At 64.3% G+C, this 15,857-nt stretch carries 14 protein-coding genes; 4 read left to right on the top strand and 10 right to left on the bottom strand.

What is annotated here, in order from left to right; translation table 11 throughout:
- Window positions 1-117 precede the first annotated feature (117 nt).
- On the bottom strand, window positions 118-726 hold the full coding sequence (locus tag B2246_RS00800) for a cysteine hydrolase family protein (protein ID WP_035882286.1): 609 nt from the start codon (window positions 724-726) through the stop codon (window positions 118-120).
- 85 nt (window positions 727-811) lie between these two features.
- Here B2246_RS00800 and B2246_RS00795 point away from each other — a divergent pair, with 85 nt between their 5' ends.
- Window positions 812-1,672 carry a LysR family transcriptional regulator gene (locus B2246_RS00795; protein ID WP_286881358.1) on the top strand — a complete coding sequence of 287 codons (861 nt, stop codon included), beginning with the start codon at window positions 812-814 and terminating at the stop codon, window positions 1,670-1,672.
- Between the two features lie 255 nt (window positions 1,673-1,927).
- Window positions 1,928-3,892 (top strand): sensor domain-containing diguanylate cyclase, encoded by a 1,965-nt coding sequence (locus B2246_RS00790; protein WP_286881360.1) that lies wholly within the window; start codon window positions 1,928-1,930, stop codon window positions 3,890-3,892.
- Window positions 3,893-3,919: 27 nt separating this feature from the next.
- Here the strand turns inward: B2246_RS00790 and B2246_RS00785 are convergent, their stop codons facing one another.
- From B2246_RS00785 to B2246_RS00755, 7 genes are all read right to left on the bottom strand, one after another.
- Entirely contained in the window at window positions 3,920-5,131 is a 1,212-nt protein-coding gene (locus B2246_RS00785) for a hypothetical protein (protein ID WP_035882281.1), read from the bottom strand.
- A 183-nt stretch (window positions 5,132-5,314) separates the two neighbouring features.
- The gene (locus B2246_RS00780; protein ID WP_008641556.1) at window positions 5,315-7,045 is read right to left on the bottom strand and encodes an ABC transporter substrate-binding protein; all 1,731 of its coding nucleotides are present in this window, start codon (window positions 7,043-7,045) and stop codon (window positions 5,315-5,317) included.
- A 123-nt stretch (window positions 7,046-7,168) separates the two neighbouring features.
- The gene (locus tag B2246_RS00775) at window positions 7,169-7,477 is read right to left on the bottom strand and encodes a DUF2160 domain-containing protein (protein WP_008641555.1); all 309 of its coding nucleotides are present in this window, start codon (window positions 7,475-7,477) and stop codon (window positions 7,169-7,171) included.
- Between the two features lie 11 nt (window positions 7,478-7,488).
- Complete coding sequence (locus tag B2246_RS00770; RefSeq protein ID WP_035882278.1) at window positions 7,489-8,319, bottom strand: carbohydrate ABC transporter permease; 831 nt, start codon at window positions 8,317-8,319, stop codon at window positions 7,489-7,491.
- Window positions 8,312-9,196 carry a carbohydrate ABC transporter permease gene (locus tag B2246_RS00765; protein WP_008641553.1) on the bottom strand — a complete coding sequence of 295 codons (885 nt, stop codon included), beginning with the start codon at window positions 9,194-9,196 and terminating at the stop codon, window positions 8,312-8,314. The genes B2246_RS00770 and B2246_RS00765 overlap by 8 nt, the downstream gene beginning before the upstream one ends.
- Window positions 9,193-10,293, bottom strand: coding sequence for an ABC transporter ATP-binding protein (locus tag B2246_RS00760; RefSeq protein ID WP_286881366.1), 1,101 nt, complete (start codon window positions 10,291-10,293; stop codon window positions 9,193-9,195). The genes B2246_RS00765 and B2246_RS00760 overlap by 4 nt, the downstream gene beginning before the upstream one ends.
- Before the next feature lies 1 nt (window position 10,294).
- Complete coding sequence (locus B2246_RS00755) at window positions 10,295-11,419, bottom strand: ABC transporter ATP-binding protein (protein WP_286881369.1); 1,125 nt, start codon at window positions 11,417-11,419, stop codon at window positions 10,295-10,297.
- 162 nt (window positions 11,420-11,581) lie between these two features.
- Between B2246_RS00755 and B2246_RS00750 the strand changes: the two genes are divergently transcribed.
- Entirely contained in the window at window positions 11,582-12,352 is a 771-nt protein-coding gene (locus B2246_RS00750; protein WP_008641550.1) for a DeoR/GlpR family DNA-binding transcription regulator, read from the top strand.
- A 169-nt stretch (window positions 12,353-12,521) separates the two neighbouring features.
- On the opposite strand, the gene purU is transcribed toward B2246_RS00750, so the two are convergent.
- Window positions 12,522-13,388 (bottom strand): formyltetrahydrofolate deformylase, encoded by an 867-nt coding sequence (gene purU / locus B2246_RS00745; RefSeq protein WP_008641549.1) that lies wholly within the window; start codon window positions 13,386-13,388, stop codon window positions 12,522-12,524.
- Between the two features lie 47 nt (window positions 13,389-13,435).
- Entirely contained in the window at window positions 13,436-14,287 is an 852-nt protein-coding gene (locus B2246_RS00740) for an NUDIX hydrolase (protein ID WP_286881371.1), read from the bottom strand.
- A 33-nt stretch (window positions 14,288-14,320) separates the two neighbouring features.
- On the opposite strand from B2246_RS00740, the gene glpK reads away from it, so the two are divergent.
- On the top strand, window positions 14,321-15,853 hold the full coding sequence (glpK, locus tag B2246_RS00735; protein WP_411431791.1) for a glycerol kinase GlpK: 1,533 nt from the start codon (window positions 14,321-14,323) through the stop codon (window positions 15,851-15,853).
- The last annotated feature ends 4 nt before the right edge of the window (window positions 15,854-15,857 follow it).

Here is a 15,857-nt window from a genome sequence, read left to right as displayed (position 1 = left end):
AGTATGCCTCAGCCAGTCGCGCGCAGCATCCCGGCAAGCGCGCTTGTCCACCACCTCCAACCCGACGCCGGCACCTGACCGGCGTGTATTCCTGCCGATTCCTGCCGATTCCTGCCGCTAGTGCCAAACCGATGCATCGGCCACAACGGTGGCGAACCGGTCATTCAAGGCTGCCAGGGTAACGCGATGCAGTTCGGCTGCGGACAACGGCGCACCTCCCAGTGGATCGGGCAAATCACGCGTGGCGCAGGCAGCGGCCACCAGCGTCACGCGGTAGCCGTGGTCGAGCGCGGACCGGACGGTCGCGCTGATGCACATATGGGTCTGGAAGCCCGCCACGATCAGTTCCTTCCTGCCCGTGGCTGCCAGGAGATCGGCCAGGTCGGTGCCGGCAAAGCTGTTCGGCAGGTGCTTGACCACGGACTGCTCGCCATCGACCGGAGTCAGACCTTCGATGATCGCCGCGTGAGGTCCAGCCGGATCGAACGCCCCGCCCGCCTTCCCGTGGTGCATGACGTGAATCACCGGCGAGCCGTGCCGGCGCGCCAACGCCAGAAGCTCTGCGCAGCTTGCCACCGCCTCGGGCATACCGGTCAGCGGCAGCTTGCCGTCGACATACTCGCGCTGATGATCCACCAGCACAAGAACGGCATCCGACCAGGCGGATGGCAGGCGGCTCGCGCCTGCAGCGTCGAGAAGCGTTGTTGGAACGGGGGCGACTGACATCTCACATCTCCATGGCCAGGTGACTATGCAGGCATCGTAGGACAGGCTAAGCTGTGCGCCAATTCGCCACTCATTCACAATCACTGTGCAAAAAAGCACAATCTCATGGGATGATCTGCTGACGCTGTCAACGCTGATGCGGGCCGGCAGCTATTCCGCCTGCGCACGCGAACTCGATATCACCCATGCCACAGCCATCCGGCGGATCCGGCGCCTGGAAACAGCGCTGGGAAAGCCGGTTGCCACCCGGGCGGACGGCACCTTTGTGCTGACCGCGGCGGGTCGCAACGCACTGATCGCGGCACGCCAGATGGAGCAGTCCGCCGACCGCCTGCTGCGGGAAATCGAAGGCGTGGCATCGGGGGTCTCGGGGATGGTGCGGGTGGCAGCCACCGCGGCGATGGGCACCTGCCTGCTGACGCCGCGCCTGCCGGCGCTCTACGCAGCCAATCCAGAGGCGGAAGTCAGGCTCGAACTGGACAACCGGGTAGCCAGCTTGGCCAGGCGCCGCGCGCATATCGCGGTGCGTCTGGCGCGGCCGCAGGAAGACACGGTGGTCGCCCAACGCGCGGGGACCGTGCATTTCGGGCTCTATGCGCCGGCCGGTATGCCGGTGACTACCGCGCTCGCCAGCGATACGCCACTCTGTGGCCTGCTCGACGAGGGTTTCACGCTGCCGGAAGTGGAGTGGCCGAAATCGCTAAATCGGCGTTTCGCATTCCAGTCCAACAGCCTGCTGGCGGTCAGCCAGGCAGTGCGCACCGGCCTAGGGGTTGCCCTGCTCCCCCACTACCTCGCCGCCGGAGACCCGGGCCTGACCCTGGCGCAGGACGTACCCGAGGTCACCCGTGAAATCTGGCTGGCCTACCCGGCCGAGTTTCGCGGGGCGTCACGCTTCCGCCCGGTCATCGACTGGCTGGTCGAAGCGCTGGCCAAGTGCCGCTGACAATCCTCTCATTCGCCGCACAGGAAGCTCCCGAATGTCGCGCCACCGCCACGGTGTGCGCCATGTTCCACCTCGCGTGCGATCACACACGCGTTTGTGCCGGTACTCCCAAGGCAACCGATAGCAGTTCTGCTACGCTTTGAACCGGTTGCCGATGATAGATAGGTGGGGCCAATCAATGACAGCATCCAGGCAGCCAAATACGGGTCAGTGCGCGAACAGACAAGAATCATGCGGCACTCATTGAAGTACCGGATGGCGATCGCCGCCGCAATTGTGGTTACGCTGGTATTTGTGGCACGCGCGGGGATTTCCCAGTGGTACGCCTATGGGCGCCTGAACGATCTCGTTCAGAGCCAGCAGGACACACTGGTGAGGCTCGTCGCCAACCAATTGGACGAGAAGCTCGAATCACGCGCAGTCGTGCTGCGACGGCTCGCCCACAACCTGTCGCCTGTGCTCGACGCACCCTCCGCCCGACAGCGCCAGCTTGCCGCCGACACCATCGACATACCAGAGCAATTCAACGCGGTCTTCATGGCATGGCCCGACGGCACACTCGCGTTCAGCACGGCGGTTCCGGATGGCGTCAAGATGACGATCGGCGACCGCGACTACTTCAAGGAAATCCTGCGCGGCTCCCCGTTTGTCGTTTCGGACCTGCTGCAGGGCAAACACAGTGCCGCCCCCGGCGTCATCCTCGCCGTGCCCCTGCTGGGTGCGAAGGGTGAACTGCGCGCCGTCGTCGGCGGCATCCTGAACCTGTCCGCGGACAACTTCCTGCGCGAGCTGGCAGGCAGCCGCATCGGCCTGACCGGTTTCTATTGCCTGGTCTCGGCCGGTCCGAATCCACGCTATGCCATGCATCCCGACAGCGCCAAGGTGCTCACGCCCGCACGCGCCTCGGGAGAATCCTGCGGCGCTGAACAGCCAGCCTCGCGCTGGGAAACGCTGGAGCCGCAGCAACCGGTCGTCGCACGCCACCTGCTGGCATCAAACGGGTGGGAGGTGATATCGGTCCTGCCCGCCAAGGAAGCCTACGGGCCGCTGCTCGAAGCCCGCCAACATGCCATCGTCATCGGCTTCGTTTCCCTGATCTTTGCGGCCGCGCTGATGTGGATGACGATCCGTTTCCTGTTGGCCCCGCTCGAACACCTGCATCGCGCCGTCAGGCAACTGGCCACGCGCCCATCCGCTGTGGCGGACCTGCCCGTCGACCGCGAGGACGAAATCGGCGAGCTTGCCGGCGCCTTCTGCGAGGTCATGCAGCAACTCTCCGAGCGCGAGGCGGCGCTCAAGGCCGCCAACGACAGCGCCGCAGCGCGCGAGAAGCGCTTCGTGGCCATCGCCAATCATGTTCCCGAGTTCGTCGCTTTCATCGATGCCAGCGAGCGGTTCGCGTTCGTCAATCAGGCCTATGCGCGACACTATGGTCTGCCGGCCGACCAGATCACGGGCCTTTCTGTGCGAGAACTCTGGGGCACACCAGACTACGTCGCCAACAAGCCCTACCTCGAGCGTGCAAGCACTGGCGAAGTCGTGACCTTCACGCGAGAAACGTCCGACGGCACCGCTCGGGAGATCACCTACCAGCCAGCGTGGAACGATACGCAGGACGTTCTCACCGGCCTGCACATGTTCGCCCGCGATGTGACCGGCGAACGCCTGAAGCTGCGCACACTTGAAGCCCAGACGCTGTCCGACCACCTGACCGGCCTGCTGAATCGCAAGGGCTTCGACCGGCGACTGCAGGAAGCCATGGCGCGAGCGGACTCGGCAGATCACGGCGCCGCGCTGCTGCTGGTGGACCTCGACGATTTCAAGGCGGTCAACGACAGCTACGGCCATCCAGTCGGCGACCGCCTGCTCGTCGCTTTCGCCGAACGACTGCGCACCTGTGTACGTAGCGGCGATGCTGTGGCCCGAATTGGCGGCGACGAGTTCGCCATCATCCTCGAACACATCACCACGCCGAGTATCGTCGAACGCATCGGACATGCGGTCGTTCATGCGGCGCTACGCCCGTTCACGATCGATGGCCAGACACTCGTCTCGACGTGCAGCGTCGGCAGCGCGCTCCACCAATCAGGCCAGAGCGCATCCGTCAGCGAACTGTTCATACGGGCGGATATGGCCCTGTACGACGCCAAGCGGCATGGCAAAGCCTGCTACTCGGCGACCGGCCCCAACAAGGCCGCAGATATCGCTCCGCACGCGTAGCTGACGCGCCCCATTCGCAGCCCCGCCTCAGGCAACCGATAAGTCGTGCTCCGCTCCGGAAACAAGGGTCAGCTTTCTGCCAGAGACGCGCCTGACCACGTCAAGCAGCCCTGCCCGGCGCATCGCCTCGGCGAGCGTTGGGTCTTCGAGAACATGCAGGCCCAATGCGGAGCGCCAGACAAGTCGCAGGACCACCAGTCTTTCCAGCGCCCGCTCCACCTCGGCATAGTCGAGACGCGACGATGGCTCGCCTGACAGGGCGTTCATGACTCGCCGATAGGTTTGCATCGTTGGCGCGCTGAATCCGGCGAACATCTGTTTGCTCGTCGCCATGACGCGGATGATCGCGTCATCGAGCGGCGGCAGTTCTTCCAGCGTTCGCATGGCCGGCGCATGAACAGCGCGCATCTGTTCGTCGATCCGCCGTTCGAGCACCGCTGCCGCATCGCCCCCGACAAGGCCGTCCCCGCCCGCCGCAACCGCCGCGGACTCGAATAGCTCGGGACGATACGCCGCACGCGCGAACAGATGCGTCATGACATCGGCGTTCAGTACGTCGGAAAAGCCGTGCCGCGACCGGAACCAATCGATGTAGTCACGCCCCAGCACCGGAAAGATCCGTTCCGTCGCGCAGAAGAATGCCTCGCGCGAGCCAAGCAGCATGCGCAGCTTGACGTGATCGGAGCCCGTGGCGATGATGCGCAGGCCGTGATGGGCGAAGTTCAGTTCATCGCGTGCCGCCTTGAGCGCGAACATCGCGTTGTTGCCGCGCCGGGTGGCCATGCACTGCTGAGCTTCGTCGATGACCAGCGCAATGGGCCGCTGGACCTTGTCCGACAGTTCGGCCAGCGCATCGGACAGGGCAATGCCCTTGCCGAGCCCCACCCGGTCTATGGAGAAAGAAAAGCCTCCGAATCCGAACTGGTCCAGCCCCACGGCGCGCGCCGCTCTGGCAACGACTCCCTCATGCGCGGCCAGTGCCCGGCGCACGACGTCGACGATCACGTCGCCAGGATCGACATCGTTGTTTTTCCATAGATCCGCCACCAGAACCAGTGCGCCACGACGCTCGAGTGCCGGCTGAAGGTCCTCCCGCAGAAACGTGGACTTGCCCGTGCGGCGTGGCGCCGACAGGAACAACCCCGACCACGCCATGCCCGTCCGTGAATCGCCCATCAGCTCGTCGGCGAGTTCGGCCGCGAGCTGTCGCCGTCTGAAAATGCTTTCGGATTCGTTCATCTTTGCCTCTGTCCATGAGATCCAACTGCGAGCGATTCTAGATAGCCATGGGAGGCTTTAGGGTGTCGAATACGGAGTGCAACGCGGAAGTTCCAAACTGGCACAGATCCGGCACAAAACGAAACGGCGACGCAACAGCGCCGCCGTTCCTCCCTACAAGCCGAACACCCCGTTCAGCAACAATCAGCGCACGCGCCCTTCCTTCCACGCCTGCAGCAGCTTGTCATAGGCGATGGTTTCGCCCTTTGGTTTTTCGTTGTCCAGCTTCTTCCACGGCGCATGTTCCGACGACAGCCACTTCGACGGATCGCTCTTCGGATTGAGCTTCGGCGCGCAATTCGCCATGCCGGCGCGCTGCAGGCGGCCCATCACGTTGTCCATCTCCTCGGCCAGGGTATCCATCGCCACCTGAGGCGTCTTTTCGCCCGTCACCGCAGTGGCCACGTTCTTCCACCACAGTTGCGCCAGCTTCGGATAGTCAGGCACGTTGTTGCCAGTCGGCGTCCAGGCCACGCGGGCGGGGCTGCGGTAGAACTCGATCAGGCCACCATACTTGTCCGCGTTCTTGGTCAGGTACTCGTGGTGAATATCGCTGTCGCGGATGAAGGTCAGGCCGGTCAGCGATTTCTTCAGCGACACCGTCTTGGACGTCACGAACTGCGCGTAGAGCCAGGCGGCAGCCAGGCGGTTCGGATCGGTGTTCTTGAAGAAGGTCCACGAGCCGACGTCCTGGTAGCCGTTCTGCATCCCCTGCTTCCAGTACGGGCCGTACGGCGACGGCGCCATGCGCCACTTCGGCGAGCCATCGGCATTGACCACCGGCAGGCCCTTCTTGGTCATGTCGGCCGTGAACGCCGTGTACCAGAAGATCTGCTGCGCCACCTGGCCCTGGGCAGGCACCGGGCCTGCCTCGGAGAAGGTCATGCCCATGGCCTGCGGCGGCGCGTACTTCTTCATCCAGTCGATGTACTTGGTCAGCGCGTACACCGCGGCCGGGCTGTTCGTGGCGCCGCCACGCGAGACCGACGCGCCAACCGGCGTGCACTTGTCCTCGGCCACGCGAATGCCCCACTCGTCCACCGGCATACCGTTGGGCAGCCCCTTGTCGGCCGATCCGGCCATCGACAGCCACGCATCGGTGAAGCGCCAGCCGAGCGACGGATCCTTCTTGCCATAGTCCATGTGGCCGAACACCTTCTTGCCGTCCAGTTCCTTCACGTCGTTGGTGAAGAAGTTGGCGATGTCCTCGTAGGCGGACCAGTTGGTCGGCACGCCCAGGTCATAGCCATACTTGGCCTTGAACTTCTCCTGCAGGTCCTTGCGCGCGAACCAGTCGGCGCGGAACCAGTACAGGTTGGCGAACTGCTGGTCCGGCAGCTGGTAGAGCTTGCCGTCCGGCGCCGTGGTGAACTTCGTCCCGATGAAGTCCTTGATGTCGATGCCGGGGTTCGTGTACTCCTTGCCCACGCCGGTCATGTAGTCGGACAGCGGCAGGATCGCGCCATAGCGATAGTGCGTGCCGATCAGATCCGAGTCAGAGATCCAGCCATCGTAGATCGACTTGCCGGACTGCATCGACGTCTGCAGCTTTTCCACGACATCGCCTTCCTGGATGATGTCGTGGTTGACCTTGATGCCGGTGATTTCCTCGAAGGCCTTGGCCAGCGTCTTGGATTCGTACTCGTGCGTGGTAATGGTTTCGGACACCACGTTGATCTGGGTGACACCCTTCGCCTTGAGCTTGGCGGCGGCGTCCATGAACCACTTCATTTCCGCCATCTGCTTGTCCTTGGACAGCGACGACGGCTGGAACTCGTTGTCTACCCACTTCTTCGCGGAGGCCTCGTCGGCCCAGGCCGCATGACCGCAAGCCAGCGCGGCCGCAAAGGCCAGGGCCGACATCCCCAACTTCACGCGCTCTTTCATCTGTGTCTCCTCATGAACCCCTTCCCCGGCTCTCTGTAATTGGGTTGCGGCCCTGGGGAAGGGACAAGATCTCGCAGCCCACATCAGCAAAATCCGCGTTGCGCCGGAACACTAGCCCCGGCGCATGATCAGCAGCAGCACCAGAGCAGAGACGCCCGCGCTGATCCATATCGATGGTTCTTCGGCCAGTTGCAGCCAGCTCTGGATCTTTTCGCCCAGTCCCACCCATGCAAGGTTGACCCACGCCGCGCACATCAGCCCGATGAACAGGCGGTCGCCACGCGTGGTGGCGATCGGCAGGAAGCCCTTGCGCATCACCGTCGGCGTACGGGTTTCCCAGATCGTCATGCCGATCAGCATCACCACTACCGCGGCAAAGAACACGGCCACGGGCGTGGTCCATACCATCCAGCTCAGCATCGGTGCCTCCCTTAAACGCGGCCCATCGCGAAGCCTTTCGCGATGTAGTGCCGCACAAACCAGATCACGATGGCGCCCGGCACGATGGTCAGCACGCCGGCCGCGGCCAGCACGCCCCAGTCCATGCCGGACGCCGACACCGTGCGCGTCATCGTCGCAACGATCGGCTTGGCGTTGACGGACGTCAGCGTCCGCGCCAGCAGCAGTTCCACCCAGCTGAACATGAAGCAGAAGAACGCCGCCACGCCCACGCCGGCCTTGATCAGCGGCAGGAAGATCGTCAGGAAGAAACGCGGGAACGAGTAGCCGTCAACGTAGGCGGTCTCGTCAATCTCGCGTGGCACGCCCGACATGAAACCCTCCAGGATCCACACCGCAAGCGGCACGTTGAACACCAGATGCGCCAGCGCCACGCCAAGGTGTGTATCCATCAGGCCGATCGTCGTGTAGAGCTGGAAGAACGGCAACAGGAACACCGCGGGCGGCGTCATGCGGTTGGTCAGCAGCCAGAAAAACACGTGCTTGTCGCCGATGAACTGGTAGCGCGAGAACGCGTAGGCGGCCGGGAGCGCCACGCTGATCGATATCACCGTGTTCAGGACCACGTAGATCATCGAGTTGATGTAGCCCGAGTACCAAGACGCGTCGGTGAAGATCGTCACGTAGTGCTCGAGCGTGAACGATGCCGGCCAGAGCGAGAGTGTCGAGACGATCTCCTCGTTGGTCTTGAACGACATGTTCACCATCCAGTAGATCGGCACGATCGCGAACAACAGGTAGGTGGTCAGGAATACAGGCCGCCACCAACTGGCGCGCTGGCCCGGAAGCACGTGCTCAGCCATTTGGAATCTCCTCGGCGCCCGCCGTGCCGGCGCGTTGCATCCAGTTGTAGAGGATGAAGCAGGTCAGCAGGATGATCAGGAAGTAGATGATCGAGAACGCCGCGGCCGGCCCCAGATCAAACTGGCCCACCGCCTTCTGCGTCAGGTATTGCGACAGGAACGTGGTGGCGTTGCCCGGGCCGCCGCCGGTCAGCACGAACGGCTCCGTGTAGATCATGAAGCTGTCCATGAAGCGCAGCAGCACCGCGATCATCAGCACACCGCGCAGCTTCGGCAACTGGATGAAGCGAAACACCGCGAAGCGCGATGCGCCGTCGATCTGCGCCGCCTGGTAGTAGGCATCCGGGATGGCCCGCAGCCCCGCGTAGCAGAGCAATGCCACCAGGGGTGTCCAGTGCCACACGTCCATGACGAGCACGGTAACCCAGGCGTCGAACGCGCTACCGGTGTAGTTGTAGGCGAAGCCTAGCCCGTCGAGCGCGGCCCCGAGCAGGCCGATATCGGTACGGCCGAAGATCTGCCAGATCGTGCCGACCACGTTCCAGGGAATCAGCAGCGACAGCGCGATGATGACCAGCGTTGCCGATGCCTTCCAGCCCTTGGCCGGCATCGACAGCGCCAGCAGGATGCCGAGCGGAATCTCCACGCACAGCACGGCCAGCGAGAAACCAAGCTGACGGAACAGCGCACCATGCAGTTCCTCGTCTCGCAGCACGGTGCGGAACCATTCAGTACCGACGAACACCCGCCGATCGGGCGAGATGATGTCCTGCACCGAGTAATTGACGATTGTCATCAATGGCAGGATGGCCGAGAACGCCACGCACAGCACCACTGGCAGCACCAGCAGCCAGGCCTTCTGGTTGACGGGCTTCATTGGACCAGTTCCTCGTTGACGTAGAAGCAGGTATGCCGGTTGAACACTGACAACCACGCGGTATCGCCAGCACGCAGATGCGCGGCCTCGGTTCCCAGCCGCGCGCGCAGGGTCGCGGCTTCGCCGTGGTCTACCGTCGAGGACACCAGCCAGTACGTGCCGATATCCTGCGCGCGCTCCACGCGCACGGGCAGCGCTTGCGGATCGTTGCCGGCTGCCAGCTTCAGGTACTCCGGACGCACGCCGACCTTGAAGGTGCCGGCAGCCTGCAGCCTCGCTGCCACATCTGGCGACAGGTCGGGCGCGTAGCGCCGCCCCGCCATCTCGATGCCGCCATCGCGCCATTGGCCCGGCAGGAAATTCATGCCGGGCGAGCCGATGAAGTGCCCCACGAAGGTGTGCGCGGGCCGCTCGAACAATGCATCGGCCGAGCCCACCTGCACAGCCTTTCCACGCGACATGACCACAACCTGATCGGCAAAGGTCAGTGCCTCGGTCTGGTCATGGGTCACGTAGATCAGCGTCAGGCGAAATTCGTGGTGGATCTCCTTGAGCTTGCGACGGAGTTGCCATTTCAGGTGCGGGTCAATCACGGTCAGCGGCTCGTCGAACAGGATCGCCGATACGTCCTGCCGCACCAGACCACGACCCAGCGAGATCTTCTGCTTCGCGTCGGCAGCCAGCCCGCTGGCGCGGCGGTCCAGCGACGCCGAAAGGTCGAGCATTTCGGCCACGCGCCCCACCCGCTCCTTGACCTGCGCGGCCGGTACACCGCGATTGCGCAGTGGGAACGCGAGGTTCTCGCCGACCGTCATCGTGTCGTAGATCACCGGGAACTGGAATACCTGGGCGATATTGCGTGCCTGCGGCGAATCGCCAGTCACGTCCTTGCCATCGAAGCTGATCGTGCCTTGCGAAGGACGCAGCAGACCCGAGATGCAGTTCAGCAGCGTAGTCTTGCCGCAGCCTGACGGGCCCAGCAGCGCGTAGGCGCCGCCATCCTCGAACGTGAAATGTAGTGGCAGCAGCGCGTAGTCCTCATCCTTCTGCGGATTGGCGACATAGGCGTGCGCGAGATCGAGATCGATACGTGCCATATCAGGCTCCCGACTCGGTGATCGCGGTGACCGGGCCCGCCGACGCCGGCGACATGCCTGGACGGCGCGGCGCGTGTATGCGGTCGCCGTCCGCGTTGAACAGGTAGATCTGGGCTGGCTCGATATGGAGCGACAACTGCGCGCCCAGTTCGAGATCGCGCACACCGGTAAGCTGGGCCACCAGATTGCCGGCGGGTGTATCGACATGCACGAACGTATCCGAACCCGACAGTTCGGCCAGCGCCACTCTGCCCGGCACGGCCACGGCCTGTGGCACGGCGTCGAGCCGCAGCGCGCCAGCACGCACGCCCACCGTTACCGGCCCATCGGTATGAGCCACGTCCGGCATCGGGATGGAAATGTTGCCGGCCAGCACGACGCGGCCATGCGCCAGCGCACCTTCGAGAAGATTCATCGGTGGATCGCTGAAGGCGCGCGCCACGCGCAGTGACGCCGGATAGTGGAACACCTCCGGCGTCGGGCCATATTGGAGCAACTCACCAGCATCGAGCACTGCGGTATGGCCACCGAGCAGCAGCGCTTCGGCCGGCTCGGTAGTGGCGTAAATCACGGTGGCATCGCCCTGCGCGAAGAGTTGCGTCAGTTCCTCGCGCAGTTCCTCGCGCAGCTTGTAGTCGAGGTTGACCAGCGGCTCATCGAGCAGCATCAGCGGCGCATTCTTGGCCAGCGCACGGGCCAGGGCCACACGCTGCTGCTGGCCACCAGATAGCTCCGAGGGATACCGGTCGAGCAGATGCTCGATGTGCAGGCGCCCCGCCAGCGAGCGAACACGCGCGTCGACGTCGGCCTGGCGATCCCGGCGCAGCCGCAACGGCGATGCAATGTTGTCGAAGACGCGCAGCGACGGGTAGTTGATGAACTGCTGATAGACCATCGACACGTTGCGTTCCCGCACCGGCACGCCGGTCACGTCGGCGCCGTCTACCAGCACGCGGCCCGCGGTGGGCTTGTCCAGCCCCGCCATGACCCGCATCAGCGATGTCTTGCCCGCCTGGGTCGTTCCCAGCAGGATCGTGACGGCGCCAGGCACGGGCGCCAGCGACATCGGGTAAAGATAGGCTTGCGATCCCACGTGCTGCGCAATGCCTTCCAGGCTGAGCTGCATCCAGTCTCCAATATTCTTCTTGTGACAGCTCAGCCACTTCGAAAACCTGCGGCTGAAGCGCACTTTTCATAGCAACCCGCTCGTTTTAGCTCAAAAACGAACACAAAACAATACTGCGCCGCATCATTTGTTTTCGTTTCTGTTTGAACTAGAATGCCGGACATGACGCTCAATCCACGCCAGACCGCACTCCTCGAGGAAGTCCGCACGCAGGGCTTTGCCTCTATCGACGAACTCGCGCGCAAGTTCGGCGTGACCCTGCAAACGGTGCGCCGGGACGTCAACCTGCTGGCCGAGAACGGCATGCTGGCCCGGTTTCATGGCGGGGTACGGGTAGAGGGATCGACCACCGAGAACATTGCCTACCGGCAACGCCAGGTGCTGAACGCGGAGGGCAAGGCGCGCATCGCGCGCGCGGTGGCGGCTGCCGTGCCGGAAGGCTGCTCGCTGATCCTGAACATCGGCACCACGGTGGAGGAAGTGGCGCGCGCGCTGATCCATCACCGAGGCTTGCGGGTGATTACGAATAACCTGAATGTGGCCAATATCCTGGCCGACAACCCCGACTGCGAGGTCATCGTCGCCGGTGGCGTGCTGCGTTCGCGCGACCGCGGCATCGTTGGCGAGGCTACGGTGGAATTTATCCGGCAATTCAAGGTGGATATCGGCCTGATCGGCATCTCGGGCATCGAGGCCGACGGCTCGCTGCGCGACTATGATTTTCGCGAGGTAAAGGTGTCTCGCACGATCATGGAACACTCGCGCGAAATCTGGCTGGCGGCCGACGCCAGCAAGTTCAACCGGCGAGCCATGGTGGAACTGGCGCCGCTCGCGAGCATCGACCGGCTATTCACGGACGAGCCGTTACCCGCGCCTTTCGACACGATGCTGCAGGAAAGCGGGGTGGAATGTGTGGTCGCGGATCAGGAGTGAGGTGGGCTCACGTCTCGCGCTCCCTTCTCACGCTTGTGGGAAAGGGGTTCTGGGAGAAGGCGTTGGGGTAGTAGCAGCCAGGACGGGTCGCAAATTGAACCGCATGCCCTCTTCACCGCCCCCCTCCCCCGTTCGGGAGAGGGGCGGAAACCATTGCGGTTTCCGGTCCTTACTTGAACACCACCGTCTTGTGGCCGTTCAGCAGAATCCGATGTTCCGCATGCCACTTGACGGCGCGGGCCAGCGCCACGCATTCGACGTCGCGACCCACAGCGGTCAGTTGCTCCGGATCCATGCTGTGGTCCACGCGCTCGATCTCCTGTTCGATGATCGGGCCTTCGTCGAGATCGGCAGTCACGTAGTGGGCCGTCGCGCCAATCAGCTTCACGCCGCGGTCATGCGCCTGGTAGTAAGGCTTGGCACCCTTGAAGCTCGGCAGGAACGAATGGTGGATGTTGATCGCGCGGCCCTGGAGCTTGCGGCACAGGTCATCGGACAGCACCTGCATGTAGCGGGCCAGCACGACCAGGTCGATATTCTGCTCGCGCACGACTTCGAACACGCGCGCTTCCTGCGCGGCCTTCTGCTCCGCCGATGCGTTCATCAGCGGCAGATGGAAGAACGGCACGTCGTAGGACGCGGCGAGCTGATAGAAGTCACGATGATTCGAGACAATCGCCGCGATCTCCACCGGCAGACCGCCAACCTTGGCGCGGAACAGCAGGTCGTTCAGGCAGTGGCCAATCTTCGACACCATGATCATCACGCGCGGCTTCACGGTCGCGTCGTGGACCTCCCACTGCATGCCGAACTGGTCGCCCACGGGGGCAAACGCGGCACGAAGCTCGGCCAGATCCGGGCCGCCCGGCGCGGCGCTGAAATGCACGCGCATGAAGAATCGGCCGGCGAAGGCGTCACCGTACTGGTCGGAGTCAACGATATTGCAGCCGTGCTGGAACAGCAGGCCGGATACGGCGTGAACGATGCCCGGCTGGTCCGGGCAGGAAAGCGTGAGGATAAATCCGGTGGAACTCATCGTATGCGATTCGGAATTGAGCGGGCCGGAACCGTGAAAGCCTCGATTCAGGGCTGGACACCGGCCCAGCCGCGTCGGCAGAGGGCATCCAGCGTCACCAGCGTGGCATCGACGGTCAGGGCGCAATCCGCCATGATAGCAAGCAATGCCTCCGGATCGATATGGCGGTGCTCGGCCACTTCGCCGTCGCGGTTATGGGGAACGAAGTCGGCGGGCAGCACGAGGTCATATGCATACACACGCTCCCACTGCACGCCTTCGGGGATTTCACGTAGCACATCGATCACCCCGTGGGCCTCGGCCTGGGTAGCCAGAGTGGGCGGAATCCCCGATTCCTCGTCGCATTCGCGCACCAGTGTTTCCAGCGGATCACTGCCGGCCGGCATGCCACCGGCTACGAGGTTGTCCCACATGCCCGGGTCCACCGCCTTGCGCGGGCTGCGGCGCGATATCCATAGCGCCCGCTGGCCGGCCACGATCCCGTTCATGTGCGACGCGAACGTCAGCAGCCCCAGGAAGCGGGCTGCCGCACGCTCGATCACGGCCAGCGGCTCGGCTTCCAGCGCCGGCGTCACCGCGAACAGCTCGTTGCGCCAGCCGCGCACATGGCCGGCATCGGCCAGTTGGGTGGCCAGCATCGACAGCGCCGCATTGCGCGCGGGCACCGTGGTACATCCGGGCAGCAGCGTGATGGCGCCCTGCCCGTCGGGCTGGCCCAGCACACCATCAAACCCCGCGAGGATGCCTGCGTGCTTGCGCGGCAGCCAGCCCACGTGCCGCCCATCGACCATCAGGCGTAGGTGGGCAGCGGGATCAAAGGGACTGCGCGCGGCAACGCCGGCAGTGACTACGCTAACGATATCGGCTGGATCGGCGGGGCGGGAAGCTGTTTCGGCCATGGCTATTCAATTCAACACATCCGGATGGAACGCATGACATCCACGACCTCTCATCAGCCGCAGTACGTGCTGGCCCTGGATCAGGGCACCAGTAGTTCGCGCGCCATCCTGTTCGATCACCTGGGCAATGTCGTACGCATCGCCCAGCGTGAGTTTCGGCAATATTATCCGCATCCCGGCCACGTCGAGCACGACCCCTACGAGATCTGGCAGTCGCAACTGGCCGTGGCGCACGAGGTACTGGGCGACGCGGGCGTCAGCGGCACGCAGATTGCCGCCATCGGCATCACGAACCAGCGCGAAACCACGGTGCTGTGGGATCGCAAGACCGGCGAGCCGGTGGGGCGCGCGCTGGTCTGGCAAGACCGCCGCACCGCGCCGATGTGCGAGGACCTGCAGGCAGCGGGCCACGCGGAGACATTCCAGCGCAAGACCGGACTGATCGTCGACGCCTATTTCTCCGGCACCAAACTGCGCTGGATGCTCGACAACTACGAGGGCGCCCGCGCACGCGCCGAGCGCGGCGAGCTGGCCTTCGGCACCGTCGATAGCTGGCTGATCTGGCAGTTGACCGATGGCGCGCGGCACGTCACCGACGTTTCCAATGCTTCGCGCACGATGTTGTTCAACATCCACGATTTCCGCTGGGACGATGAGCTCCTGGGCCTGCTGGATATTCCACGCAACCTGCTGCCGGAAGTGGCGCCGTCAAGCGGCGAGGTCGCGCGCGCGTCGGCACGGCTGTTCGGCGTGGAGATTCCGATTGCCGGCATCGCCGGCGACCAGCAGGCCGCCACGTTTGGCCAGGCGTGCCTGCGGCCGGGCATGGCCAAGAACACCTATGGCACCGGATGCTTCATCCTGATGAACACCGGCGAAAAGCCCGTGACATCGCGCAACCGGCTGATCACGACCATCGGCTGGCAGATCGGCGGCAATACCCAGTACTGCCTGGAAGGCGGCGTATTCATGGGCGGCGCGACGATCCAGTGGCTGCGCGACGGTCTCAAACTGATCCACAGCGCCCCCGAGGTGGAGCCGCTGGCCCGCCAGTGCACCGACACCGGCGGCGTGGTGCTGGTGCCGGCATTCGCCGGCCTCGGCGCGCCGCACTGGGATCCCTTCGCACGCGGCACGCTGGTCGGCATCACGCGCGGTACCGGCGGGCCGCACATCGCCCGGGCCGCGCTCGAATCCATCGCGCTGCAAAGCGTGGATGTGCTCGACGCCATGCAGAAGGACGCCGGCATCTCGCTGGCCGAACTCCGGGTCGATGGCGGCGCCTCGCGCAGCGACCTGCTGATGCAGATGCAGGCTGACTTGCTCGGCACCGCCGTGGTCCGGCCGCGCGTGACCGAAACCACCGCGCTAGGCGCGGCATACCTCGCCGGGCTGGCAACCGGCTACTGGACCGACCCCGAAGAAATCACGCGGCAGTGGCAGGTGGAGCAACGCTTCGAGCCAAAGCTGTCCGCCGACGAACGCGAGCGCCGCATCGCGCGTTGGCACCGCGCCGTCGACCGCGCCCGCGACTGGGCTCGCGAGTCCGATGACGCCGCACGCTGAACCC

Source organism: Cupriavidus sp. UBA2010, from assembly GCF_002335265.1.
GTDB lineage: Bacteria > Pseudomonadota > Gammaproteobacteria > Burkholderiales > Burkholderiaceae > Cupriavidus > Cupriavidus metallidurans.
The sequence above is the reverse complement of the archived record's forward strand: the minus strand, read 5'-3'. Positions and strand labels throughout refer to the sequence as shown.

Excerpts from the sequence above, each read along its gene's own strand:
- B2246_RS00800 (WP_035882286.1), bottom strand. The coding sequence starts at position 726 with ATGTCAGTCGCCCCCGTTCCAACAACGCTTCTCGACGCTGCAGGCGCG.
- B2246_RS00790 (WP_286881360.1), top strand. The coding sequence starts at position 1,928 with ATGGCGATCGCCGCCGCAATTGTGGTTACGCTGGTATTTGTGGCACGC.
- B2246_RS00785 (WP_035882281.1), bottom strand. The coding sequence starts at position 5,131 with ATGAACGAATCCGAAAGCATTTTCAGACGGCGACAGCTCGCGGCCGAA.
- B2246_RS00775 (WP_008641555.1), bottom strand. The coding sequence starts at position 7,477 with ATGCTGAGCTGGATGGTATGGACCACGCCCGTGGCCGTGTTCTTTGCC.
- B2246_RS00770 (WP_035882278.1), bottom strand. The coding sequence starts at position 8,319 with ATGGCTGAGCACGTGCTTCCGGGCCAGCGCGCCAGTTGGTGGCGGCCT.
- B2246_RS00765 (WP_008641553.1), bottom strand. The coding sequence starts at position 9,196 with ATGAAGCCCGTCAACCAGAAGGCCTGGCTGCTGGTGCTGCCAGTGGTG.
- B2246_RS00760 (WP_286881366.1), bottom strand. The coding sequence starts at position 10,293 with ATGGCACGTATCGATCTCGATCTCGCGCACGCCTATGTCGCCAATCCG.
- B2246_RS00755 (WP_286881369.1), bottom strand. The coding sequence starts at position 11,419 with ATGCAGCTCAGCCTGGAAGGCATTGCGCAGCACGTGGGATCGCAAGCC.
- B2246_RS00750 (WP_008641550.1), top strand. The coding sequence starts at position 11,582 with ATGACGCTCAATCCACGCCAGACCGCACTCCTCGAGGAAGTCCGCACG.
- purU (WP_008641549.1), bottom strand. The coding sequence starts at position 13,388 with ATGAGTTCCACCGGATTTATCCTCACGCTTTCCTGCCCGGACCAGCCG.
- B2246_RS00740 (WP_286881371.1), bottom strand. The coding sequence starts at position 14,287 with ATGGCCGAAACAGCTTCCCGCCCCGCCGATCCAGCCGATATCGTTAGC.
- glpK (WP_411431791.1), top strand. The coding sequence starts at position 14,321 with ATGACATCCACGACCTCTCATCAGCCGCAGTACGTGCTGGCCCTGGAT.